Origin of the sequence: Paractinoplanes maris, assembly GCF_023544465.1 — a bacterium.
GTDB lineage: Bacteria > Actinomycetota > Actinomycetes > Mycobacteriales > Micromonosporaceae > Actinoplanes > Actinoplanes maris.
Window position 1 is genome coordinate 501,589 of sequence record NZ_JALPVL010000006.1, and the last position, 21,609, is coordinate 523,197.

The window sequence follows — 21,609 nt, forward strand, 5'->3', positions numbered from 1 at the left end:
GGACAACGGCCCGCCCTGACCCGGGCGGGCCGTTTTAGTTTTGCTAGGCGGTGGCGAAGGCGGCGCGGCGGCGGGTCTCGACCTCGGCGGCCAGCGGAGGCGCCTTCGCCAGTGCCTCGGGCAGGCCGCAGGCGGCGAGCCAGTTGGCCAGCATGGTGTGGCCGCCCTCGGTGAGCACCGACTCCGGGTGGAACTGCACGCCCTCGATCGGCAGCTCGCGGTGGCGCATCGCCATCACCACCCCCGACTCGGTGCGGCCGGTCACCTCGATCTCGTCCGGCAGCGTCTCGGGCACGACCGCGAGCGAGTGGTACCGGGTCGCGGTGAACGGCTCGGGCAGCCCGGCCAGCACACCGTCGCCGCTGTGCAGCACCTCGGAGGTCTTGCCGTGCAGCAGCTCGGGCGCGCGGGTCACGGTGGCCCCGAACGCGGCCCCGATCGCCTGATGGCCGAGGCAGACGCCGAACATCGGGATCTTCCCCGCATACGCCTGGATGACGTCCATCATGATGCCGGCGCGCTCCGGCGTGCCCGGCCCGGGCGACAGCAGAATGCCCGCCGCCCCGAACGTGCCGACGTCGGACACCCCGATCTCGTCGTTGCGCCGCACCTCGCACTCGGCGCCGAGCTGGCCCAGATATTGCACCAGGTTGAAGACGAACGAGTCGTAGTTGTCGATGACCAGGATGCGCATGTCAGTCACCCGGAATCTGGCCGCCGGTGGCGGCGTCGGAGGGATGCGGCTGGTTCGACTCGGTGCTGTACGGGATGTCCTCGGGGGCCTCGTGGTCGGGGTCGCCCGGGACGGTCACGTCGGAGTCGTCGGTGGTGGTGCCGATCTGCTCGGTGCCGTTGCCGACCTGCACGTCGTCGAAGGGCAGCAGCGGGGTGGCCCACGGGAAGACGACATACCAGAGCAGGGCGGTGGTGGCCGCCAGCAGGCCGAGCGAGCCGGTCAGCTTGCCCCAGAACCCGAACGGGAGCTTGCGCCAGATCCAGGCGTACACGTCAGGCTCCCTTGATCTCGGCCGGCATGCCGGCGTTGGGTTTGGCCTGTTCGCGCTTGCTGGTCGAGACCAGCTCGGCGTGGATGATGAGCCGCTCGTAGTTGTTGTATTTCGGGTTGCAGGTGGTCAGCGTGAGCAGCGCCTTCGTCGGCTTGGCCCGGGGCTTGTTGGGCACCGGCGCGACGACCTGGACCGCCGTCGGCTTGACGACCTCCTGGGTGTAGACGCGGTAGACGTACCAGTTGGAGCGCGTCTCCACCCCGATCACGTCGCCCGGCTTGAGCTCGTCGAGCCGCCAGAAGATCTTCTTGATCCGGTGGCCGGCCACCGAGAAGTTGCCGACCTGGCCCGGCTTGGCCGACTCCGGGTAGTGGCCGGGGGCGTAGCGGATATCGTCGGGCTGCACGCCGTCGACGACCACCCACTCCTTGTCGAACTTGGGGATGTAGAGCCGGCCGACCAGGTTGCTGCCGGGTGCCACCGGGGCCTTGGTGGCCGCCGCCGGCGTCGGGCCCACGGTCGGGTCGTTCCACACCTCGTCGAGCTGGGTGTCGAGGGCGTTCTGCTCGTCCTGCACCTTGGCCGAGTTGCCGAATACCTCGTAGCCGGCGAAGAGCAGCACGATCAGACCGAAGGTGATCATCAGCTCGCCGGAGACGCGGATCGCTCCGCGGATGCGGGATCCGACGGTCGGCCGGGTCATCTCGGAGTAGACGCTCTTGTAACCCTCGCCGGTCTGCTCGGGGCGCAGCTTGACGACCTTTTCGCCGCGTCGGGGCTGATCGGCCACCGGCTCCTCCTCGGCGCGGGGCCGCGGACCGCCCGGCGCCGCGGGGGAGACCGAGGCGGCGCCGAGAGCGGCATCGGGCTCGGCTTTCGCCTTCGCGGACTGGGCAGCCAGACCCGGGACCGCGGACAGGAGCGCGGTGGGTGACTGGACGGGATGCGGTTGCTCTTCCGGACGCTTCATCGCCGGGAGAACGCCGGTGGGGGCCTCCGAAGTACGGATGACCGCGGTCTCCCGTGGATCCTGGGGCGCAACCGGCGGACGGCCCTGAGCGGGGCTGGAAGGCGCCGGGGCGCCGAACCCCGACCCACCCTGGGGTGCGCCGTCAAAAGGGCGGCTGGAGGCCGCTGAAGGCGTCTGCGCCTCCTCGGCGGCGGCGAAGAAGTCGAACTCGTTGCGCGCGGACGGCTCGGCCCGGCGCGGTTCCGAGTGGGCCGCCTGGCCGCTCGGCCCCAGCGGGTTGTGCGCGATGCGCTGGTGTACCTCTTCGTCGGTGCGCAGCACGGCCGTCTCGGCGGCGGAGGGAGGCGGCGGGGGCGGCGCGGCCGGCGGGCTGCCCAGACCGAGCTGCGGGGCGAGTGGACCACCGGGGACGCCGTCGGGTGACGCGTCGGTGATCCGGGGGATGTACGCCGTCTGGCCCTCGCCGTCGGGCGCGCGATGCCGCCCCGACCCGGGACCCGTGGCCGGCCGATCCGGAGCGGCCATTACCCGGCGACCCGCGCGGATCGGAGGTCACTCGACCCGTCGTACGCCCGCACTGTCACGTTCCTCTCGACGGTTTCCGTATAACCGAGGCCGAAGTCAGCGACTGCATCCTTGAATTGCTGGACTCCGTCCGCGGACTCCAACGCGCGACGCAGCGCTGTGGGTTCGCCGATCGCTGTGATCCTGAACGGCGGCGAGAAGACTTGGCCGTGAAGTAGCAGCGTGTTACCGACACAGCGTACCGCGCTGGTCGAGATCACGCGGACATCCATGATCGACATTGCCTCGGCCCCACCAGCCCAGAGAGCGTTCACGACCGCCTGAACGTCACCCTGGTGGACGACGAGATCGTCATTGTCCGGAGCATTGGCCGCCACGAAATCGTTGCTGCGGCGTGACGAGTCGTCGAGGCTGACCGTGACGCCGGGGCCCTGCAGACCGGTGAACCCGGCCGGGGACCGCAGCTTGTCGGCGCCCTCACGGGCCTGCTTGACCGGACCGTCGACCTCGGCCAGGCGGGCCGTGTCCTGATCGACCGCGGCACGAAGTTTGGCCGCGGTCTGCTCGCGCGCGTCCAGGCGAGCCCGTTTGTCGGCGATCAGCTGGGCCAGCTGGGGACGGCGGTCGTCGCGCAGGGTCGTGCCGTCCGCCGTCGTCGCCGACGTGGTGAACAGCAGGCCCGCGGCCAGGGCGATCAGGGGCACGACAACCGACCAGCCGCGCATGCGTTGTAATGGTCGGCCGGGTCGCAGACCTGACCAAGCGCGGCGCAGAACGAGCCGCCACGAGGGCGTGCCGGTGGTGTATTCCACGTCCTCGTCTCCCCCCGAAAATCGCACCGGACATATTTCCTTGCCCGGCGGGTGCCAGTCTTCCCGCCGACTTGACTACGCTAGCTGTCGAACATTAATCGCCACGGGCAGCATTCGGGGTCTCCGGAGCCGCTCAGCGGTGGGGTTGTTCACCACTTGTTGCCCTTCAGGAGTGCACCGTGCCGAAGTCCCAAGTTCGCAAGAAGAAGGTCTACACGCCGCCGACGGACATCCGTCCAGCGGCAGCCGCGGCGTCGAGGAAGCCCAGCCCGATGTGGCTGCCGATCAGTGCCGTGGCACTGATCGTGATCGGCATCGCCTGGCTGGTCGTGTATTACCTGTCGTCCCAGCAGTACCCGGTCGAGTCGTTGCGGTACTGGAACCTGGCGATCGGCTTCGGGTGCATGGTGGCGTCGCTCGGCCTTCTGTCGCGCTGGCGTTAGCCTTTTTGCCCGCTTTGACGCGGGTAGTGTGACTTTCGCCGGTGCTCAGCGCACCCCACGTTGGTCGGGGTGCGCTTTCGCTTGACCCTGCGGCGTGCGCCCGTAGATTACTCGTGGGTAACATGGGCGCGGCGCACCGCCGAAGCGAGGAGGCACGACGCAGATGGGCACAGCGCAGATAATCGCCACTGTTCTGGCCGGCGCGGTCACCATCACAGCCGTCGTGCTGGCGGTGCGGGCCGTGCTGGCCATCACCGCGGTGATCCGGCAGGGGCAACCCGACCCGGCCCGGTTCGCCGACCGGGGCACGCGGACCAAGACCATGCTGGTCGAGACGCTCGGTCACACCCGGATGCTGAAGTGGTCGGCGATCGGTGCCGCCCACTGGCTGGTCATGGTCTCGTTCATGATCCTCGTCCTGCTGGTCGTGGAGGCGTACTTCGAGGTCGTCGACCCCGCGGGCGGACTGCCGATCATCGGGCACTGGGTCGTCTACGGCTTCGTGACCGAGTGGATCGGCATCCTCGGTCTGGCCGGCATCCTCTATCTGATCTTCGTGCGGCAGCGCGAGATCCGGCGCAAGCGCAGCCGGTTCCTGGGCTCGACGATGTGGCAGGCCTATTTCGTCGAGGCGGTCATCCTCGGCGTGCTGGTCTGCGGGTTCCTCATCCGCGGGTTCAAGGTCGCCAACGACACGTTCGAGTACCCGGGCTGGGCGACCCCGTTGTCGCACGGCGTGGGCAGCCTGCTGCCGGCGGCCGCGGACGGGCCGACCTGGGTGGCGCTGGTCAAGCTGCTCATCTCGATGGGCTGGCTGATCACGATCGCGCTCAACCCGACGATGGGTGTGGCCTGGCACCGGTTCCTGGCGTTCTTCAACATCTTCTTCAAGCGCGCCCCGGAGAAGCCGGCCGGCTCGGGCCTGGGTGCGCTGCGCCCGATGACGAGCCAGGGCAAGCCGCTCGACTTCGAGGAGGCCGACCCCGAGAAGGATCAGTTCGGCGTCGCCCAGGTCGAGCAGTTCACCTGGAAGGGCCTGCTGGACTTCTCGACGTGCACCGAGTGCGGCCGCTGCCAGTCGCAGTGCCCGGCGTGGAACACGGCCAAGCCGCTGTCCCCGAAACTCCTGGTGCTGTCGCTGCGCGATCACGCGTACGCGAAGGCTCCTTACCTGCTGGGCGGCGGCGGCAAGGATCTGACCGGTGAGGAGAAAGCCACCGAGGCCCAGCTGGCCCACATGGACGTGCTGGCGCTGGCCGAGGGGAACCGCCCGCTGATCGGCACCGCCGAGGAGCAGGGCGTCATCGACCCGGACGTGCTGTGGTCGTGTACCACCTGCGGCGCCTGTGTGGAGCAGTGCCCGGTCGACATCGAGCATGTCGACCACATCGTCGACATGCGCCGCTACCAGGTGCTGATCGAGTCGTCGTTCCCCAGCGAGGCCGGCGTGATGCTGCGCAACCTGGAGAACAAGGGCAACCCCTGGGGCGCGCCGCAGAACACCCGCGAGGACTGGACCAAGGGCCTGGACTTCGAGGTGCCGCGGGTCGGCGAGACCGAGGACTTCGACTACCTGTTCTGGGTCGGCTGCGCGGGAGCGTTCGAGGACCGGGCCAAGAAGACCACGCAGGCGGTGGCCAAGCTGCTGCACGAGGCCGGCGTCAACTACGCGATCCTCGGCGAGGGCGAGACCTGTACGGGTGACCCGGCGCGGCGCATCGGCAACGAGTTCGTCTTCCAGATGCTCGCCCAGCAGAATGTCGAGACGCTGCAGGAAGCAAACGTCAAAAAGATCGTGGCCACCTGCCCGCACTGCTTCAACACGCTCGGCAACGAATACGAGCAGCTCGGCCTCAAGGTCGAGGTCGTGCACCACACGCAGCTGCTGCAGCACCTGGTCGCCACCGGCAAGCTCACCCCGGTCCAGCCGATCGAGGGTGACGTCACCTACCACGACCCGTGCTACCTGGGCCGGCACAACCGGGTGTTCGACGCCCCGCGTGAGGTTCTGGGAGCGGCGGCCACCGTGATCGAGATGCCGCGCAACTCCGAGCGGTCCTTCTGCTGCGGCGCCGGCGGCGCGCGCATGTGGATGGAGGAGAAGATCGGCAAGCGGATCAACGTCGAGCGCACCGAGGAAGCCCTGGCCACCGGGGCCAAGACGATCGCGGTGGGCTGCCCGTTCTGCTACACGATGATCGGCGACGGCGTGACCGGTAAGGGCGAGCAGGGCAACGTCGAGGTCGTGGACGTCGCGACGGTCCTCCTGCGCTCCCTCAAGCAGGAGGTCTAGGCCTCAGGAGGGCGTGCCGGCGGTGGCCGCGGTGGTCGAGGCGACGATCGCCACCATCACGGCCACCTGGATCTCGTCGATCGCCTTCTTGACGGCCGTGGCCGCCCACGCGCCCTCCCCGATCTCGCGAAGTCGCGCCTGCACGACCTTGCGGTCGAGGTCGGCGAAGACCTTCTTGTCCAGGTCGGTCGCGGCGACCAGGGCGCACAGAGCGGCCGTACGGGGTTCGACCTCGCCCGTGCCGAGCACGGCGTGCCGCATCCGGTCGCGGGCCGCGGTCTCCTGCACGGGCTCGACGCCGTGAGCGGCGGGATACCGGGTGCGGGGGAACACCCAGAGCACCTTGTCCTTCTCGGTGCGCAGGATGCCCTCGGCCACGAGCCGGTCGAGAACCTGTGGCCGGGTGTCCCCGGCGAACTTCGTCAGCCAGTGTCCGGGCTTGCGAGGCTTGTCGTCGGCGATGATCCGCATCAGCGCGCTGTCGATCAACGGGTCACCGGTCGGGCTCTGATCGAGTACGACCACCTTCTTGTCGGCGACGTCGACCCGGCCGGCCATCGCCAGTTCGAGAAGCAGCCCACCGGCCAGACCGTGATCCAGGTGGGTGCCGTCGGTCAGCGGAGTGCCGTCGTCGTCATACGCGAGCAGCGTGAACTCTTCGACCAGGTTCATCCCCTGACGGTATCCAGTTTCACGGCGTGCCAATCCTCACTTCCGGTGGGCACGCCGGACTCGCCCCGTTCCGGCACAATGAGACCGAGGTGAACCGATCATGGACGGCCTGCTCCTGACCGCGGTGCTTCCGTTGGCGGCGTTCGCGCTGCTCACGGCGGGCAACGCGTTCTTTGTGGCTGCCGAGTTCGGGCTGGTCACCGTCGATCGCGCCGACATCGCGTCCCGGGCCCGGTCGGGCGATCGCCGGGCCCGCACGGTCGAGCACGCGCTGCACGAGCTCTCCTTCCAGCTCTCCGGCACCCAGCTCGGCATTACCCTCACCGCCCTGCTCACCGGCTATCTGGCCGAGCCCGCGCTGTCCAGGATCTTCGCGCCGGTGGTCGAGCCGATCGCCGGGGACGCCACCGAGGGCATCACCCACGCGATCGCGCTGGTGCTGGCCACCCTGATCTCGATGCTGTTCGGCGAGCTGGTGCCCAAGAACGCGGCGCTGGCCCGGCCCATGCGGGCCGCGCTGGCCACCGCGGCCCCGCTGCGCACGTTCTCCAAGACCTTCAAGTGGGTGATCGGGGGCCTCAACGGCTCGGCCAACTGGCTGGTCCGCCGGATCGGCATCGAGCCCCAGGAAGAGCTGGCCAGTGCCCGCTCGCCCGAGGAGCTCGGACTGCTGGCCGCGATCAGTGCCCGCGCCGGTGCGCTGCCGGCCGAGACGGCCACGCTGCTGCGCCGCACGATCCGCTTCGGCGAGAAACGGGCGGCCAAGGCGATGACCCCGCGCGTCGACGTGGTCGGGCTCAAGACGACGGCCAGCGTGGCCGAGCTGATCGCCGTGGCCCGCGAGACCGGGCACACCCGCTTCCCCGTCTACGAGAACACGATCGACCTGGTCATCGGCGTGGTGGGCGTGCCCGACGCGCTGGGTGTGCCGCCCGAGCGCCGCGGCGTGACCCAGGTCGCGACGATCGCCAGGGAGCCGGTGTACGTGCCCGAGAGCCTCAGCCTCGACAAGGTGCTGGCGGCGCTGCGGGCGGCCGACGCCGACCTGGCCATCGTGGTCGACGAGTACGGCGGCACGGACGGCGTGGTCACCGCCGAGGATCTGATCGAGGAGCTGGTCGGGGAGATCGCCGACGAGTACGACGTCGAGCCCGCCCAGACCTCGACCCAGGACCTCACGGCCCCCGACGGTGAGAAGAGCTACCTGGTCGACGGGCTGCTGCGCGAGGACGAGCTGACCGAGCAGACCGGGTTCGCGCTGCCCGAGGGGCCGTACGAGACGCTGGCCGGGTTCCTGCTGGCCCGTCTCGGGCACATTCCGGTGGTCGGCGAGTCGTACGAGACGGATGGCTGGGAGTTCACCGTGATGGCTGTCGACCGGCACCGCATCGAGCAGGTGCGCGTCGTGGCGCCGACGGAGCCCGGCGATGACTGAACTGCTGATCACCGCGCTGCTGCTGATCGGGAACGGGCTCTTCGTGGGGGGCGAGTTCGCGCTGATCGCGTCCCGGCGTACGGCTCTGGAACCGCTCGCCGCGAGCAGCAAACGCGCCCGGTGGGCCCTGTCGGCGATGAGCCAGATCCCGCTGATGATCGCCGGCGCCCAGCTCGGCATCACGATCTGCTCGCTCGGTCTGGGCGCGCTCGCCGAGCCGGCGCTGGCGCACTTCCTCGAGGTCCCCTTCCACAGCATCGGCCTGCCGGAGAACGCAATCCACCCGGTGGCCTTCGTGCTCGCCCTGGCCATCGTGGTCTTCCTGCACACGGTCATCGGCGAGATGGTGCCGAAAAACATCACGCTGGCCGGGCCGGAGCGGGCCGCGCTCATCCTCGGCCCGTTCATGCTGGTCTTCTGCACGGCGACAAAGCCGCTGCTCAACGCGATGCGCTGGGCGGCCCGGCTGGTCCTCAAGATCTGGTCGATCGAGGCGACCGACTCGGTGAAGACGGTGTTCACCGCCGAGGAACTGGCCGGCATGGTCACCCAGGCCCGCAGCGAGGGTCTGCTGGGGACGGAACAGTACGCCCGCATCCACGCGGCGCTCGAACTGCACGGGCGCACGGCGGGCGACACGTTGCGCCCCTGGTCGAGCGTCACCACGATCGCCGACGACGTGTCCCCGGCGACGGTCGAGGCGATGGCCACCCGGACCGGCCGGTCGCGGTTCCCGGTCGTGCAGCGCGAGACGCGGCGGGTGCTGGGCTTCGTGCACGTCAAAGACATCCTGGGGTACGGCACCGACCGCCGGACGATGCCGATCCCACCCGAGATCATCCGGCCGCTGGCGGTGGTGTCACCGGACCGTACGCTGGCCGACCTGCTGCTGGTGATGCGGCGCGACCGCCTGCACATCGTCCTGGTCAGCGACGGCCGGCGCCCGCTGGGCGTGATCACCTTGGACGACGTGATCCACGCGGTGGTGGGCGAGCCGGCCCACCCGGTGCAGACCACCGCGACCACCGCACCCACCGCACCGGCCCAGCCCCGACCGGTCAGCTGATCGTCCCCGCGACGCCTTACGGGGGAAGTCGGGTGGTCGGATGACCGCGATCGGGTTGTTTCTCCGATGTTCGGCGGGTTTCGCCGGTCTGGCTGGCATCATCACGCGGCCATTTCCGACAATAGTCCTATGTCTCGCAAACAGTGGTTGGTTGTCGCGGCCGGGGCATTGCTCTTCGCCGGCCTTGCTGTTTACGCGCAGCGGCCGTCGACCCCACCGGCCTTCGCCGTCGGTCGTCCCGCGATCGCTCCACCGGATCAGATCGACGAACCCCGGCTCGCCGGCGCGCTGGCCGGCCTGCTCCCGCTGCAGGCGCCGTCGTCGTCCGCGCCACCCGGTCGCATCAAGGTCGCTCCCGGCCCGGTGACCGTGCGCTACACCTTCGACGGCGGGGTGGGCCGTCCGATCACCGACCACCTGGGCGGCCACGAACTGCGGCCGCTCGGGCAGAACGGCGGCGCTCTCCACCTCGTACGCCAAGGGTCCGGCCTGGCCGTCTCCTACCCCGACCGGTGCCGCCTGGCCAAGCCGGGGGACTGCCCCCGGGCGATCCTCGAAGGCGACCGCGACGACAACCTCAACCCCGGGACAAAACGCCTCCGGTACGGGGCTGAGGTCCGCATGACGGCCTCCGACCTGGCCGATGGCGCCAACGTGGTGCAGAAGGGCTATTCGGTCGGCAAGATCAGCCAGTACAAGCTGCAGGTGGACCACCGCCTGGGCCACCCGAGCTGCGTCCTGGCCGGCGACGGCGCGATCCACCGGGCGGAACCCGGCGTCAACGTGGCCGACGGCCGCTGGCACACCCTCGAGTGCACCCGCGCCGGCGCCAAACTGACCCTCTCCATCGACGGCGTCCCGGCCGCCACCACACCCGTACCCCCGACGCTGTCCATCGCCAACGCCGAGCCGTTGCGGGTGGGCGGCAAGGGCACCAGCAAGGCCAACGACCAGTTCGCCGGCGAGATCGACAACGTCTTCGTCCAGATCGGCTGAGAGCCCGGCCGCTGCCCGCCTGCCGTTCTTGCTGTCCGGACCGGCGTTCTCGGTGCGGGCGTAGCTCGGGTTGCGCCCCCACCGCGGGTACACGACGGCCGCCCTCGTCTGCCCCCACCGCGGGCATACGACGGGCGCCTTCGTTTGACTTGGCGTCCGCCGGAGGTGACCGCTACGCCGTGAGAAGCGCATCGCGGAGGCCGGCGGCGTCGGCGCGCCACTGTGGCTCCGGCATCTCCACGTTCTGTCCGTGCGGGAGCGGAACGCCCGGCGCGGGATCGTCGCGGTAGCGGGCGGTCACGTGGGTGTGCAGATGCGGCACGATGTTCCCCGCCGTCATGTAGTTGATCTTCACTGGCCGGAAGTACGCCTCGATGGCCCGTCCGAGCCGCATCACGTCGGCGTTGTACTGCCGGGCTTCCTCCTCCGCGAGATGATGCAGCTCAACAACATGCCGACCCCGCCACACCACGATCGCGTAACCGCGCACCAGCGCCCGCCGCGGAACATAGATGTCGGTGACCGCGCTACCCCCGACCCGAATCTTGCGCGGCGTCTCCTCCGGCCGTCCCTCAGCACAGTGCGGGCAACCGCTGCCGTCGACGAGCGCTTCCCAGTTGTCGCCCCACCCCATGGACACCCTCCTCAACGCCGAGATGCACCATAAGCAAGAAGTGTCGATGCGTGAATGCGGCATTCATCCCCTCTCATCACACCGCGGGTTCGGTCAGGTGCCTTGCCGCCGTAGGGGGTCTGACACTTACGGTTATGACGTGAGCCGGATGTAGCTGCTGCTCTACTGCGGACTCGTCGGTATTCACATGCGAAACGGCACCCGTCTTGCCACGGATGCCGTTTCAGATCACCTGCCCCAGAGTTCCCGACCCCAGGAAGGCATCCTCACACTTCGCTGATTGGTGCGGATAGTCGCTTGCACAACAAGGTTCCGCCAGGAAGTTCCTCGGACCGTCGCCAACCGCAGCGTTCGTAGTACGCGACCGCTGGTGGCCCGGTTGCCACCCGCACCGCCGGGTAGCCGCGATCCACAGCGAAGCGTTCCATCTGTTGCAGCAACCGTCGTCCGACGCCGCGTCCGCGAAGATCAGCACGCACCACCATGCCCCCACACGCAGGGCGTTAACTCCGGGTAACCCGGCACGTCGCTCGGCCCGAGCGCCACCGCCCCGAGAGCCGTGCCAATCTCATCGACCGCCACCCAAGTAACCGGCAGGTCATTACGGCCGGCTTCGCGCCGGGTGGTCGAGATCCACTCGTCCACCCTGTCCGCGCTGTCCCACTCCGCGCATCGCAACCTGCCAATCGGCTCGATCAGGTCGGGGACGTCGGCCAGCAACCGCACCAAAACCCTCACCCGGACAGTTTTCATGGACAGCACACCCAGTCGCACGTGGCACCCACGTCCTTCAGACTCGGCAATCCTGGCGACCGATCGTTCCTCTTGGCCCCGGCCCAACTACGGGATCCGCTACCGGAGCAAGCGTCGGAGTTCTTGGGCTTCGACATCCAGAGCATGGCTTCGTCGTCGCTTAATTCGAACGGCTCCGTAACGGGCACGGCGGCAAGAAGAAGCGCTAGACGTGGATGAGGGCCAGGCCGGAAACATCTCCTGACCTGGCCCTCCACGTGGAGCGGGTGACGGGAATCGAACCCGCACTGTCAGATTGGGAACCGTACAAAGCTGCTCGGCGATCACCGTTGAGGGCTGTTAGATGAGTGGGTGAGTGGCCTGGAGCGGCCTACGGCAGCCCGCCGTAATGGCCCGCTAATGGCCCAATCTCGATCGATCTGCCGCCCACGAAGGGTGAGCCATGCAGGGGCACATATCCTTCACTGCGGTCAAACCGGGCGGGATGCGGCTACCGGCTAGCCTAGGCATGTGAGTGAGGATGCGGGCAGCGTTGCACCCCAAGCAGCACCCGGGAACCATGAGCCTGTGAGTGGCGCCGACGAAGTCGATGCCTTCTCGGCTACGGGTGATAACCGATCACGCGACTCACGACGTCAGAGATTGATGGCAGGGTTCACGAGGATCTGGGCTTCCTCCTTCCTGGTATCGCGTCTAGCTTCGGAATACTTGCTTATATACATACAACGGAAAACGTTTAAAAAAGAACACCTAAAGATCAGCGAGAGGCGATCTCGTTGGGACGACGCGCGCCAGAATTCTTGGCGGATTCCGGACGGAGAGCGTGTCGAAATTCCGGCTATCTGGTTGGTCGAGGTATTTACACCATCCAACCAATCTCAGCTGCGGTATGCGCTGCGGCGACTCGGCTGGGATCGGCAGTCTCGGTTCGAGCAAGATACCGTCATTGAGTTTCTCGACGACATGAGAAGTAGTTCCGCGCCAAGATGGTTGAACGTCGGCGTGATTTCGCCTCCGGGCGGATATGATGTTGCATTTGTCGATCACTATTCGCCCTTGCCGGATGGCGTTTCGTTTCTCACGGCGCGACTACACTGGATGGGACCGAGTACCACCGCAATAATGATCGGCTTTCATCTCGATCCTGAGCTTAGGTCCAGTCTGATGAACACGCTTCGACGTGATGACTACACCTCGTTCATTCGAAGTAGTCTTCGGCCGAAACTGTTTCCAGCCCTGAAACTCCTGCTGACTGCTACGGGTCGTAGTCGGCTTCGGGCCAGCAGAGATCTGACCTACACGTCCGAGGTGGGGCCAGCGCGTCAAAGGGAGAAAGAAATCAATGAGCGGCAGGAGGAAATTTTCGACCGATGCAAGTCGTGGATGAGAAAGTACTTCAAGGGTGAGTTCTCCACAGGACTCTTAGAGGGTCTCTACCCCGCAGCAAAGTTGCTGGTGACCGACATGCTTCCACCGTTCTCTGGCGACTATTCGCTTTCCCCCATGCAACACCTTAACTATGCGTCCGGATGGGGCGTTATAGAGAATGTCATTACGCCGGAGCTTAGACTCAAGGCCCCATCTAGCGAATACCAGGCAACGAAACAGGACCAGATAACAATAACCTTCGGCTTTAGGCGGTCTGATTCAGTCAAGCTTGGCTTCGATATAGATCCGGATGCTGACTACGTTAATGAACTGATCTCAAGGCACGTTGCCGACCACCTGGCCCCAGGTGCGCTGTCTTGCACTGTCCCAAGTAATGTGTTACTCGGTTTCGAAGGGCGCTTGGCCAGATACAGGGATGCCCTGGCTAGGTATCACGGAGCTGGCCGGGAAACCACCCGACAGCTTAGGGAATTGCGCTCCGATATATCTGCGCGACTAGGCGATATGCAAGCCGCGCTTTCTGACATGCGAATCTATGCCGATCTCCAAAAGAACTCAATCCTGAAAAAGGAAATAGCCAAATGGCGTCCAGTAAAGGACGGTGGCTCGAACTATCTTGAGGCGGTGCGCGGCTCGCTCAGTGATCGCGCCGACACTGTCGCCCGCAGTCTTAATGAATACCTCGGTCGAGTGGGAGCCGTGGCTTCGCTATCCTCGGCTACGGGGCAATTCAGGGTTGCGATCTACGCCTTGGTAGTAGCAATAATTTCGCTTTTCGCCGCCATGCTTTCCTTGCTTGTCGCCGCATTGGCTATCGACTCGCAGAAAGCCATGGAGGCGTTCCATGATTTGTCGAGACTGCTCTAGGGCCAGGAGCCCGAGCGTTCGCTTCGTGTCCCCACCGTTTCCGCAGCTCAATCCCTGTCGGGGGACACCGGGGACACTGGAGACAGCGCCTCGGCTATCTCGCCCATCGACGTCACAACGATGTCAGCCGAATCGAACGCGTTAACCTCCCAGCGCTTGTTGGCGTAGCCGATCGCGGCGGTCCCGGCGGCACGAACGGCCTCGATGTCGGAGAGCGAGTTGCCGACCAACACGCAGGCGGCCGCCTCGGCTCCGAGGGCATGCACCGCCTTGAGCACCGGCGCAGGGTTCGGCTTCATCCGCCTCGGATCTCCGTATGCCCGGCTGCTGCGGGCGGTCCTGATGACCGCTGTGAAGGAGGACGAACTGATCCGGATCAACCCGTGCCGCGTCGTGGGTGCCGACCAGGAGAAGCCCGCAGAGCGGCCGGTCCTCTCCGTCCCGCAGATCTTTGCTCTGGCCGAGCGGATGCCGGACCGCTTCCGGGCGTTGATCCTGGTCACGGCATTCGGATTCCTGCGGTGGGGTGAGGCCGTCGCGCTGCAACGGCGCGACGTCGACCTGTCGGCCGGCACGGTGCGGGTGCGACAGGCGTTCGTCGAGCATCGCGGCACCGGCCTCATCCTTGGGCCGCCGAAGTCGAAGGCGGGCGTGCGGACCGTCCCCCTGCCCAAGGTGGCCCTGCCCGTGCTGAAACAGCACATGAGCGCGCACGTTGGCGAGGCCGCCGAGGCGTTCGTCTTCACCGGCGAGAGCGGGCGCAACATCAGGCGCGGCAACTTCAACAAGCTGGTCAAGTGGCCCGACGCGGTAACGGCGATCGGCGCGGCCGGGCTGCACTTCCACGACCTGCGGCACACCGGCAACTCGCTCGCCTCACGCGCGCTGGGCGCGAGCCTGCGGGACATCATGGCGCGGATGGGCCACGACAGCCCGCGTGCCGCGTTGATCTACCAGCACACCAACTGGGAGGCCGACCACGGGATCGCCGACGCGATCGACCAGGCGGTCAAGGCGGCCCGGCGCAAGCCGAGCAAGCGCAAGCCGAAGCGGGCCGAGAAGGGCGACGAACCGGCCGCCGAGGCGAGCTAATGGCCCGCTAATGGCCCATCCCTGTTTCAGCATTGCCCAGAACGACGAAAGCCCTGGGGGACCATTGGTCCTGACCAGGGCTTCTGTCTGTGGAGCGGGTGACGGGAATCGAACCCGCACTGTCAGCTTGGGAAGCTGATGTTCTGCCATTGAACTACACCCGCGGCGGCGCTCACTCTACCTGATCTGTGAGGTCTGTGGCGGGACGGGCCCGGTCAACTCACCGCTGCCAGGGGGCGTGGTAACTCGGCGCGCCAGGTGCGGGTCAGCGGGGCCACCATCGGGGTCATGGCCAGGGGAAGGGCGCCGGCCGGGCCGTGGGTGCGGAGGATGGCGGACTCTATCGAGAGCTCGAACAGCCGCCAGTCGACGCTGGGCGAGGCATGCAGGTCGGCGGCCAGCCGGGCGATCACGCGCGGGCTGCGGACGGGGGTGGCCCGGCCGGTGAGGATGGCCTCGTCGTCGTTCTCCTCCGGGGGATAGGAGTGCAGCGCGTAGCGGCCGTCGTGCTCCAGATCGCGGCGTTTCGGGGAGCTGACGATGAAGCAATACAGGCCCTGGTCGGTGATCACCGGGGAGACCGGATGAAGGCGGGGGGCGCCGTCGGCTCGCACGGTGGCCAGGTAGGCCAGGCCAGGACCGTACTGCTGCAGGAGCGCGCGGATGCCCGCGGCGAGCGTGGGCTCGGCGGCGGCGAAATCGGACCAGGAAGCCATGCGGTGATTCTATCGAACATACGTTCGACACGCCTACGAAAACACGCCGATCGGGTGATCGGGAAACGGACGGTCCGGGAGGTATGTGCGGCAACGGCCGGGCGGCGGACGCTAGGTATGGTGTTGCGATGCTGCTCTCCGACCGCGACCTGGTCTCCGAGATCAAGGCGGGCGACCTCGCGCTGGCCCCCTTCGAGCCGGAGCTGCTGCAACCGTCCAGCATCGACGTGCGGCTCGACCGGTTCTTCCGGGTGTTCAACAACCACCTCTACACCCACATCGACCCGGCCGAGCAGCAGGACGACCTGACCGCGCTGGTCGAGGTGGCCGACGGCGAGCCGTTCGTCCTGCATCCGGGTGAGTTCGTGCTGGCGTCGACACTTGAGGTCATCACGCTCGGCGACCAGCTGGCCGGCCGCCTCGAGGGCAAGAGCAGCCTCGGCCGCCTGGGTCTGCTGACCCACTCCACCGCCGGCTTCATCGACCCGGGCTTCTCCGGCCACGTCACGCTCGAGCTGTCCAACGTGGCCAATCTGCCGATCAAGCTCTGGCCGGGCATGAAGATCGGGCAGCTCTGCATCTTCCGCCTGTCGAGCCCGGCCGAGCACCCTTACGGTTCGGCCGTCTACGGCTCCCGCTATCAGGGTCAGCGCGGCCCGACGCCCAGCCGCTCGGCGCAGAACTTCCGCCTCTGGCCCACAAGCTAGCCGGAAGACGAGTCGAAGATCGAAAGCTGGATGTCGTAGCGGGGTGGTGGGTGCGGATCGCTGCTCACGCCGAGGACCCGGCCGAGCCGGGCAGGGCGCTGCGCGCCCAGAACGCCCAGCGCGACCGGGCGACGTGCGTGAGTGGTCGCGCCCGAAAACCAACGACGAGCTGTGCATCGCCCAGCCGTATCTTCCTCATGCGCGAGGCGTCGATCCCCCACAATGGTGATCAAGAAGCGGTGGCCCTCAGCAGGGGTTGTACTCCGTCTTCGAGCGCATCTTCGACGAGCTCTGGGACGGTGGACAGCCTCGGTGACCGAATACGCTGATTTCCTGCCTGTCGCGCACCAGGCGGTTGACCTGGCGAGCAGGATCATGCGCAGCATGCAGCCGGGCGTTTTGACCGCCAAGGGCGACCGGGACATGGCATCCGAGGCCGACTTCGCCATCGAGGAGCAGGTGCGGGCCTTCCTGGCCGAGGAGACGCCAGACATCGCTTTCTTGGGTGAGGAGAACGGTTCGAGCGGTGATACCGACGGGTTGATGTGGGCGCTGGATCCTGTTGACGGCACGGTCAACTTCATCCATGGGTCGCCGCTGTGTGCTGTCTCTCTGGGTCTGGTCAATGAGAAGCAATCGGTCCTGGGAGTGATCGAGCTGCCCTTTCTGGGCAGCCGATACTCCGCAGCCGAGGGCCACGGCGCAGAGTCCGACGGTCAGCGCATCAGTGTCAGCGGCGCGAGAGACGTCAGCGAGGCTGTCGTGGCGATTGGTGACTACGCCGTCGGCGCCGGTGCCGAGGAGAAGAACGAGTTCCGATTCGCGTTGACGCATCGGCTTGCCGCGCGGGTCCAGCGCATCCGGATGCATGGGTCGGCGGCCATCGATTTGGCATGGCTCGCCGCCGGAAAAGTAGACGCCGTCGTCATGTTGGCGAACAAACCGTGGGACACCTCGGCCGGAGTCGTCATCGCGCGCGAGGCCGGCGCGTTGACAGTTGACCGCGATGGAGCCCCCCACAGCTTGGACGCTCGGGCTACCGTCGCCGCCAACTCCCACATCTTGCCGTCGATCCTCGCTCTGATCGCCGGCGACAACTCATCCGAGTACAAACCGCAAACCATATGATCCGGCCAGGGCGCGGACCTGGCGGCGTACGGGATGGCTCAACCGCGGTTGAGCGGGATGCCGTGGGTGGCGGCGGTGGTCAGCACCTGGTGGATCTGTTCGGCTGAGATGCCTCGGGTCGGGATCTGGACGAAACGCCCGCTGCCGATGCCGAGCACCAGCTGGCCGGGCAGGTGGTCCACGTGGGTGAAGGCGTTCCAGGCGTACGCGTGCCGGCTCTCGACCGTCGAGCAGGCCACACCGTCGGCGCTGACTTCGATGGTTGTCGGGCCGCCGTCGCGCAGGGCTCGCCGGGCGCCGCCGTTGAGCAGGAACATCGGTACGACCACGGCCAGAGCGACGCCCGCGAGCAGCAGCGTGTAGTTCAGTCCGTCACCGTGCAGGTGGCGGAGCAGGGCCAGGCCGAGGAGAGCCCACCCGGCCAGCCGGGCCAGCAGCACCGGCCGGCGGAGTCTGTGGCGCAGGGCTTCGGCGGTCAGGTGGGGGTCCGGTCGCACGATGATCTGCAAAAACACTCCCAAAAGGTAACTTTCGGCAAGCGTTGACAGGCATCGGCTGCTCGGCCGACCGGGTCCGGCCGGTCGGCCGCAGGTGAGTGCTTAAGCGCCGAGCTTCCATGAGAGGGTGTGCGCTATGGGCGCGATCAAACCATGGCATCTGCTGATCTTGATTTGTCTGTTCGTGGCCGTGACCGCGCTCGTCACGGTGATCATGGTGACGCTGGCCAAGCGCCGGAAATAGATCAGAGCAGGGCCTGGGCGACGGCTCGCCACTCCTCCCGCGGCAGGTGCGGGCTGGGCTGGGCCGAGAGCACCTGCACGGCCACCTGATCGGCGCCGGCCTCGAGATGGGCGTCGACGCGAGCCCGGACGGCCGCCGCGTCGCCCCACGCCACCGCCCAGTCGACCAGGCGGTCACTGCCCTCGCCGGCCAGATCATCGTCGGTGAAGCCGAAGCGGCGCCACGAACTCGTGTAGTTGGGCAGCGACAGGTACGGCTTCAGCACCCGCCGGGCCACCGAGCGCGCCACCACCGGGTCGGTGCCCAGGAAGACCTTCTGCTCCGGGATCAACAGACGGTCGGCGCCGAGGATCTGGCGCGCCTGGGCCGTGTGCTCGGGCGGCATGAGATAGGGCAGCGCCCCCGCCGTCAGTTCGCGTGCCGTTGCCAGCGCCTTGGGCCCCAGGGCGGCGATCATCAGCTCGCCCGCCGGCACCCGGCGCAAGCCGTCGGTGAGGAACGCGCGGAGCTGGGTCAGCGGCTTCGCGTAGCTCCGTCCGACTGAGGCCGCGGTGGGTGCGTGTCCCGAACCGACGCCCAGGTAGAAGCGGCCCGGGAACTGCTCGTGCAACCGCTCCTGACCGGCCGCCAGCGTCTCGGCGTGGCTGTGCCAGATGTCGACGATGCTCGTGCCCACGACCAGGCTCGTCGTGGCGGCCAGGATCGATTCCGGCAGGTCGAGGTTGTCGGGCGGGCTGCCGCCGATCCACACCGAGCCGTAGCCCAGGCTCTCGATCTCCAGCGCCGCCGTGGCGACGAGATTCGGATCCTGGGGCCAGATGTGGCGGGAGACCCAGATTCCGTACCGCCCGAGGTTGTTCACGACTTCGATCGTACGATTACGGACGACCTGACACGCCGGAGAGGAACCCGCTCGTGTATCTGATGATCTCGAAGTATCTGGTGCCGCTCGAGCAGGTCGACGAGGTGCGGGACGCGCATCTGGCCTATCTGGAGGGTCTGGAGGCGCAGCACCTCGTGGTCACGGCCGGCCGCCAGGACCCGCCGGCCGGCGGCGTCGTGCTGCTCAACGTCGACGACGAGGCCCGTGCCCGCGAGTTGATCGCCCAGGACCCGTACGTGGTGCGGGGTGTCGCCGAATACTCGGCCACCGGCTGGCTCCCGACCCGGGGCGCCCTCAAGGATTTCCCGAAACCCTAATCGGGCTCGATGTCGTCCCCCGTGAGCAGCCCGCGCAGGGTGAGCTCGCGGGCCACCTCGGGAGGGCACTCATCCACGATCACCGCGGTGCCGACGTAGGCGGCGCCGAACAGCGAGCGCAACGCCCGGGCCTGGGCACCGGTGGCGGCCCAGTCGTCCACCACGAGCACCCGGTCGTCCGGTCGCACCAGCTCCTGCCGGACGCCCAGGTGCTGGGTCTCACCCCGGTGATCGGCGGGGACCTCGGCCCAGATCATCGGCTCGGCGATCGGACGCCGCGCCCCGGCGCGGTAGGCCTCGACGAAGCCGGCCCCGAGGGCCCGGGCCACCAGCGGGCCGACCAGGAACCCGGTGACCTCGGGCGAGACCACGACGGTGGGCCGCTCGGCGCGGAAGAGGCCGGCCAGCCCCTCACCCAGTCCCGCGAGGATCGCCGGATCGCGCCACCAGCCGGAGCGATCGCTCACCAGATAGCCGCTGCCGTCGCCCGGGTCGGTCCAGCGGAACGCCGCCCGCAGATGATCACGCAGATCGGTTGTCACGCGGACATCCTGTCACTGCCCGGTCGTCCCCTTCGGCCGCGCGGTCAGAACCCGCTCAGACTAGGGGTCAAGTTAGTGCCGTCGGTCGCCTCGATCGTGCATGCTGTGTCGCGTAGCCATGCCTGACCTGCCGCCGGGCCGACGCCCGCTCAGCCCTGGATCCCGCGCCGGCCTCGGCGCGGCTGTCGTGCTGCTCGCCGCCGTGTCCGCGGTGGAACTGCTGGACGGCCGGGCGGCCGACTTCGTCGGGCTCTTCGCGGCCGTCCCGTTTCTGGCCGCCGTCTTCGCTTACTGGCAGACGGTGCTGCTCGTCGGAGTGCTGGCGACGATCGTCGGCATGGTCTTCGTGGGCACCGCGGGCCCGCTCACCATCTCGGGCGCGGTCAACATCGTCGGCATCCTGCTCGCGACCGGTATCGCCGCCGCGGTCGCCACGATCCGGCAGCGCCAGGCCGAGCGGATCGTCGAACTGCAACGGCTGGCCGCGGTCGCCCAGCAGGCCGTGCTGCGGCCGGTCGGTCCCCAGGTGGGCGCGCTCGCGGTCGCGGGCCGCTACATCTCGGCGACGGCCGCGGCCGACATCGGCGGCGACCTCTATGAGGCGCTCGATACGCCGTACGGGGTCCGGATCATCATCGGTGACGTCCGGGGCAAGGGCCTCGACGCGGTCCGCCTGGCCAGCATCGTGCTGGGCTCCTACCGGCACGTGGCCTACGAGCGGGCCGACCTCAAGACGATGGTGACCGACCTCGACCGGGCCGTGGCCCGCAGTGTCGGCGACGAGGATTTCGTCACGGCGGCGCTGGTCGAGGAACGCGGCGGCACGCTGACGATCGTCAACTGTGGACACCCGGCGCCGCTGCTGCTGCGACGGGGCAAGGTCATCCCGCTGGAGCCGCCGGCACCGGCGCCCCCGCTGGGCTTCATGCCCGAGGTGAAGGCGCGGGTCGAGCGGCTCGAGCCGGGCGACCGGCTGCTGCTGTTCACCGACGGACTGGGCGAGGCGCGACGTGACGGCGAGTTCTTCCCGACCGCCGACCGGGCGTGGCGGCTGCTCGGCCACGGCACGGTCGGCGACGGTCTCGCTTCGCTCGAGACGGCCCTGGTCGACTGGGTCCACGGCCGCCTCGAGGACGACATCGCGCTGGTGCTGCTGGAGTACGCCGGCCCGGACGACGGCGCGACGGTGCCGATGCCGAGCTGGGAAGTCGGCGCGGCCGGAAGCTAGGCCGCGGGTGCTGCCGGTTCGGGCTCCGCGGGAGCGGGCTGGCCCAGAGGAGCCGGCGAGACCGGCGCCGACGCCAGTTCGGGACGGCGGTGCCGCCCGACGTAATGGCGTGGCTGGCTCGCCTGGCGGGGCTCCGGAATGAGGCTCTTGATAGCGGCGAACATGGCGCGCCCCCTTGGCGGCTCGTCGAAGCAGAAAAGCTTCGTGTCTATCCGGAGCAACGAGCCGCATTCCGTGCCGATACGTCAGGGGCGCATGGGAGTCCGCAAATAGCCGAACGGCCATCCTGCTGGCCACCCGATCGGAGGCGTTTGATGTGCGAACCGACGGACAGGCCCCTCGCGAGGGTGGTTGGTCACGAAACGGCTCGCGGGTTGTCCGTTCCTACCGATC

At 67.9% G+C, this 21,609-nt stretch carries 23 protein-coding genes, 1 tRNA gene and 1 pseudogene; 11 read left to right on the forward strand and 14 right to left on the reverse strand.

Annotation, left to right across the window (positions count from 1 at the left end):
• Positions 1-43: 43 nt before the first annotated feature.
• From NAG42_RS20195 to NAG42_RS20210, 4 genes are read right to left on the reverse strand one after another with little or no spacing between them, the layout of a single operon-like run.
• Entirely contained in the window at positions 44-694 is a 651-nt protein-coding gene (locus tag NAG42_RS20195) for an aminodeoxychorismate/anthranilate synthase component II (RefSeq protein WP_250031967.1), read from the reverse strand.
• Position 695: 1 nt separating this feature from the next.
• Positions 696-1,007 carry a hypothetical protein gene (locus NAG42_RS20200; protein ID WP_250031968.1) on the reverse strand — a complete coding sequence of 104 codons (312 nt, stop codon included), beginning with the start codon at positions 1,005-1,007 and terminating at the stop codon, positions 696-698.
• Between the two features lies 1 nt (position 1,008).
• On the reverse strand, positions 1,009-2,502 hold the full coding sequence (locus NAG42_RS20205; protein ID WP_250031969.1) for a class E sortase: 1,494 nt from the start codon (positions 2,500-2,502) through the stop codon (positions 1,009-1,011).
• On the reverse strand, positions 2,502-3,314 hold the full coding sequence (locus tag NAG42_RS20210; protein ID WP_250031970.1) for a DUF881 domain-containing protein: 813 nt from the start codon (positions 3,312-3,314) through the stop codon (positions 2,502-2,504). The genes NAG42_RS20205 and NAG42_RS20210 overlap by 1 nt, the downstream gene beginning before the upstream one ends.
• Positions 3,315-3,493: 179 nt before the next feature.
• Here NAG42_RS20210 and NAG42_RS20215 point away from each other — a divergent pair, with 179 nt between their 5' ends.
• Positions 3,494-3,757 carry a cell division protein CrgA gene (locus NAG42_RS20215; RefSeq protein WP_250031972.1) on the forward strand — a complete coding sequence of 88 codons (264 nt, stop codon included), beginning with the start codon at positions 3,494-3,496 and terminating at the stop codon, positions 3,755-3,757.
• Positions 3,758-3,920: 163 nt separating this feature from the next.
• Positions 3,921-6,050 carry a (Fe-S)-binding protein gene (locus NAG42_RS20220; RefSeq protein WP_250031974.1) on the forward strand — a complete coding sequence of 710 codons (2,130 nt, stop codon included), beginning with the start codon at positions 3,921-3,923 and terminating at the stop codon, positions 6,048-6,050.
• A 3-nt stretch (positions 6,051-6,053) separates the two neighbouring features.
• Here the strand turns inward: NAG42_RS20220 and NAG42_RS20225 are convergent, their stop codons facing one another.
• Positions 6,054-6,722: a GOLPH3/VPS74 family protein gene (locus NAG42_RS20225; RefSeq protein ID WP_250031976.1), complete on the reverse strand. Its 669-nt coding sequence runs from the start codon at positions 6,720-6,722 to the stop codon at positions 6,054-6,056.
• A gap of 100 nt (positions 6,723-6,822) precedes the next feature.
• Between NAG42_RS20225 and NAG42_RS20230 the strand changes: the two genes are divergently transcribed.
• From NAG42_RS20230 to NAG42_RS20240, 3 genes are all read left to right on the forward strand, one after another.
• The gene (locus NAG42_RS20230; RefSeq protein ID WP_250031978.1) at positions 6,823-8,157 is read left to right on the forward strand and encodes a hemolysin family protein; all 1,335 of its coding nucleotides are present in this window, start codon (positions 6,823-6,825) and stop codon (positions 8,155-8,157) included.
• Positions 8,150-9,223, forward strand: coding sequence for a hemolysin family protein (locus NAG42_RS20235; protein ID WP_250031981.1), 1,074 nt, complete (start codon positions 8,150-8,152; stop codon positions 9,221-9,223). Before NAG42_RS20230 ends, NAG42_RS20235 begins: the two co-directional genes overlap by 8 nt.
• Before the next feature lie 129 nt (positions 9,224-9,352).
• Positions 9,353-10,219 (forward strand): LamG-like jellyroll fold domain-containing protein, encoded by an 867-nt coding sequence (locus tag NAG42_RS20240; RefSeq protein WP_250031983.1) that lies wholly within the window; start codon positions 9,353-9,355, stop codon positions 10,217-10,219.
• 172 nt (positions 10,220-10,391) lie between these two features.
• On the opposite strand, the gene NAG42_RS20245 is transcribed toward NAG42_RS20240, so the two are convergent.
• From NAG42_RS20245 to NAG42_RS20250, 3 genes are all read right to left on the reverse strand, one after another.
• A complete protein-coding gene (locus tag NAG42_RS20245; protein ID WP_250031984.1) occupies positions 10,392-10,853 on the reverse strand; it encodes an HIT family protein in 462 nt (153 codons plus the stop codon).
• A 266-nt stretch (positions 10,854-11,119) separates the two neighbouring features.
• Positions 11,120-11,338 (reverse strand): GNAT family N-acetyltransferase, encoded by a 219-nt coding sequence (locus tag NAG42_RS45330; protein WP_369077101.1) that lies wholly within the window; start codon positions 11,336-11,338, stop codon positions 11,120-11,122.
• Complete coding sequence (locus NAG42_RS20250; RefSeq protein ID WP_250031986.1) at positions 11,322-11,627, reverse strand: hypothetical protein; 306 nt, start codon at positions 11,625-11,627, stop codon at positions 11,322-11,324. The genes NAG42_RS45330 and NAG42_RS20250 overlap by 17 nt, the downstream gene beginning before the upstream one ends.
• Positions 11,628-12,116: 489 nt before the next feature.
• On the opposite strand from NAG42_RS20250, the gene NAG42_RS20255 reads away from it, so the two are divergent.
• The gene (locus tag NAG42_RS20255) at positions 12,117-13,862 is read left to right on the forward strand and encodes a hypothetical protein (protein ID WP_250031988.1); all 1,746 of its coding nucleotides are present in this window, start codon (positions 12,117-12,119) and stop codon (positions 13,860-13,862) included.
• A 47-nt stretch (positions 13,863-13,909) separates the two neighbouring features.
• On the opposite strand, the gene NAG42_RS20260 is transcribed toward NAG42_RS20255, so the two are convergent.
• Entirely contained in the window at positions 13,910-14,161 is a 252-nt protein-coding gene (locus tag NAG42_RS20260) for an HAD family hydrolase (RefSeq protein WP_308201164.1), read from the reverse strand.
• A 22-nt stretch (positions 14,162-14,183) separates the two neighbouring features.
• On the opposite strand from NAG42_RS20260, the pseudogene NAG42_RS20265 reads away from it, so the two are divergent.
• Positions 14,184-14,954, forward strand: a pseudogene (locus tag NAG42_RS20265) (tyrosine-type recombinase/integrase); the annotation flags it as partial.
• Positions 14,955-15,044: 90 nt separating this feature from the next.
• Here NAG42_RS20265 and NAG42_RS20270 read toward each other — a convergent pair.
• Both NAG42_RS20270 and NAG42_RS20275 read right to left on the reverse strand, forming a co-directional pair.
• Positions 15,045-15,118: transfer RNA gene (locus NAG42_RS20270), tRNA-Gly, on the reverse strand.
• 51 nt (positions 15,119-15,169) lie between these two features.
• Complete coding sequence (locus NAG42_RS20275) at positions 15,170-15,670, reverse strand: pyridoxamine 5'-phosphate oxidase family protein (protein ID WP_250031992.1); 501 nt, start codon at positions 15,668-15,670, stop codon at positions 15,170-15,172.
• 128 nt (positions 15,671-15,798) lie between these two features.
• On the opposite strand from NAG42_RS20275, the gene dcd reads away from it, so the two are divergent.
• Together dcd and NAG42_RS20285 are read left to right on the forward strand one after the other, a co-directional pair.
• Positions 15,799-16,377 (forward strand): dCTP deaminase, encoded by a 579-nt coding sequence (gene dcd, locus NAG42_RS20280; protein ID WP_250031994.1) that lies wholly within the window; start codon positions 15,799-15,801, stop codon positions 16,375-16,377.
• A gap of 312 nt (positions 16,378-16,689) precedes the next feature.
• Complete coding sequence (locus NAG42_RS20285) at positions 16,690-17,505, forward strand: inositol monophosphatase family protein (RefSeq protein ID WP_250031999.1); 816 nt, start codon at positions 16,690-16,692, stop codon at positions 17,503-17,505.
• A gap of 38 nt (positions 17,506-17,543) precedes the next feature.
• Here NAG42_RS20285 and NAG42_RS20290 read toward each other — a convergent pair whose 3' ends face one another.
• Both NAG42_RS20290 and NAG42_RS20295 read right to left on the reverse strand, forming a co-directional pair.
• Positions 17,544-18,020, reverse strand: a complete 477-nt coding sequence (locus NAG42_RS20290; RefSeq protein WP_250032002.1) for a YcxB family protein — start codon at positions 18,018-18,020, stop codon at positions 17,544-17,546.
• 227 nt (positions 18,021-18,247) lie between these two features.
• On the reverse strand, positions 18,248-19,108 hold the full coding sequence (locus NAG42_RS20295; protein WP_250032004.1) for an LLM class F420-dependent oxidoreductase: 861 nt from the start codon (positions 19,106-19,108) through the stop codon (positions 18,248-18,250).
• A gap of 62 nt (positions 19,109-19,170) precedes the next feature.
• On the opposite strand from NAG42_RS20295, the gene NAG42_RS20300 reads away from it, so the two are divergent.
• Positions 19,171-19,446, forward strand: a complete 276-nt coding sequence (locus NAG42_RS20300) for a YciI family protein (RefSeq protein ID WP_250032151.1) — start codon at positions 19,171-19,173, stop codon at positions 19,444-19,446.
• Here NAG42_RS20300 and NAG42_RS20305 read toward each other — a convergent pair.
• A complete protein-coding gene (locus tag NAG42_RS20305; protein ID WP_250032006.1) occupies positions 19,443-19,988 on the reverse strand; it encodes a phosphoribosyltransferase in 546 nt (181 codons plus the stop codon). The two genes, NAG42_RS20300 and NAG42_RS20305, sit on opposite strands and share 4 nt — an antisense overlap.
• 100 nt (positions 19,989-20,088) lie before the next feature.
• Here NAG42_RS20305 and NAG42_RS20310 point away from each other — a divergent pair, with 100 nt between their 5' ends.
• Positions 20,089-21,216 (forward strand): PP2C family protein-serine/threonine phosphatase, encoded by a 1,128-nt coding sequence (locus NAG42_RS20310; RefSeq protein WP_250032008.1) that lies wholly within the window; start codon positions 20,089-20,091, stop codon positions 21,214-21,216.
• Positions 21,217-21,609 lie beyond the last annotated feature (393 nt).

Bases quoted from the DNA above. Each gene is read 5' to 3' on its own strand.
- NAG42_RS45330 (WP_369077101.1), bottom strand. From the start codon at position 11,338: ATGGTGGTGCGTGCTGATCTTCGCGGACGCGGCGTCGGACGACGGTTG.
- NAG42_RS20205 (WP_250031969.1), bottom strand. From the start codon at position 2,502: ATGGCCGCTCCGGATCGGCCGGCCACGGGTCCCGGGTCGGGGCGGCAT.
- NAG42_RS20195 (WP_250031967.1), bottom strand. From the start codon at position 694: ATGCGCATCCTGGTCATCGACAACTACGACTCGTTCGTCTTCAACCTG.
- NAG42_RS20220 (WP_250031974.1), top strand. From the start codon at position 3,921: ATGGGCACAGCGCAGATAATCGCCACTGTTCTGGCCGGCGCGGTCACC.
- NAG42_RS20310 (WP_250032008.1), top strand. From the start codon at position 20,089: ATGCTGTGTCGCGTAGCCATGCCTGACCTGCCGCCGGGCCGACGCCCG.
- NAG42_RS20245 (WP_250031984.1), bottom strand. From the start codon at position 10,853: ATGGGGTGGGGCGACAACTGGGAAGCGCTCGTCGACGGCAGCGGTTGC.
- NAG42_RS20230 (WP_250031978.1), top strand. From the start codon at position 6,823: ATGGACGGCCTGCTCCTGACCGCGGTGCTTCCGTTGGCGGCGTTCGCG.
- NAG42_RS20240 (WP_250031983.1), top strand. From the start codon at position 9,353: ATGTCTCGCAAACAGTGGTTGGTTGTCGCGGCCGGGGCATTGCTCTTC.
- NAG42_RS20300 (WP_250032151.1), top strand. From the start codon at position 19,171: ATGATCTCGAAGTATCTGGTGCCGCTCGAGCAGGTCGACGAGGTGCGG.
- NAG42_RS20235 (WP_250031981.1), top strand. From the start codon at position 8,150: ATGACTGAACTGCTGATCACCGCGCTGCTGCTGATCGGGAACGGGCTC.
- NAG42_RS20225 (WP_250031976.1), bottom strand. From the start codon at position 6,722: ATGAACCTGGTCGAAGAGTTCACGCTGCTCGCGTATGACGACGACGGC.
- NAG42_RS20275 (WP_250031992.1), bottom strand. From the start codon at position 15,670: ATGGCTTCCTGGTCCGATTTCGCCGCCGCCGAGCCCACGCTCGCCGCG.
- dcd (WP_250031994.1), top strand. From the start codon at position 15,799: ATGCTGCTCTCCGACCGCGACCTGGTCTCCGAGATCAAGGCGGGCGAC.
- NAG42_RS20260 (WP_308201164.1), bottom strand. From the start codon at position 14,161: ATGAAGCCGAACCCTGCGCCGGTGCTCAAGGCGGTGCATGCCCTCGGA.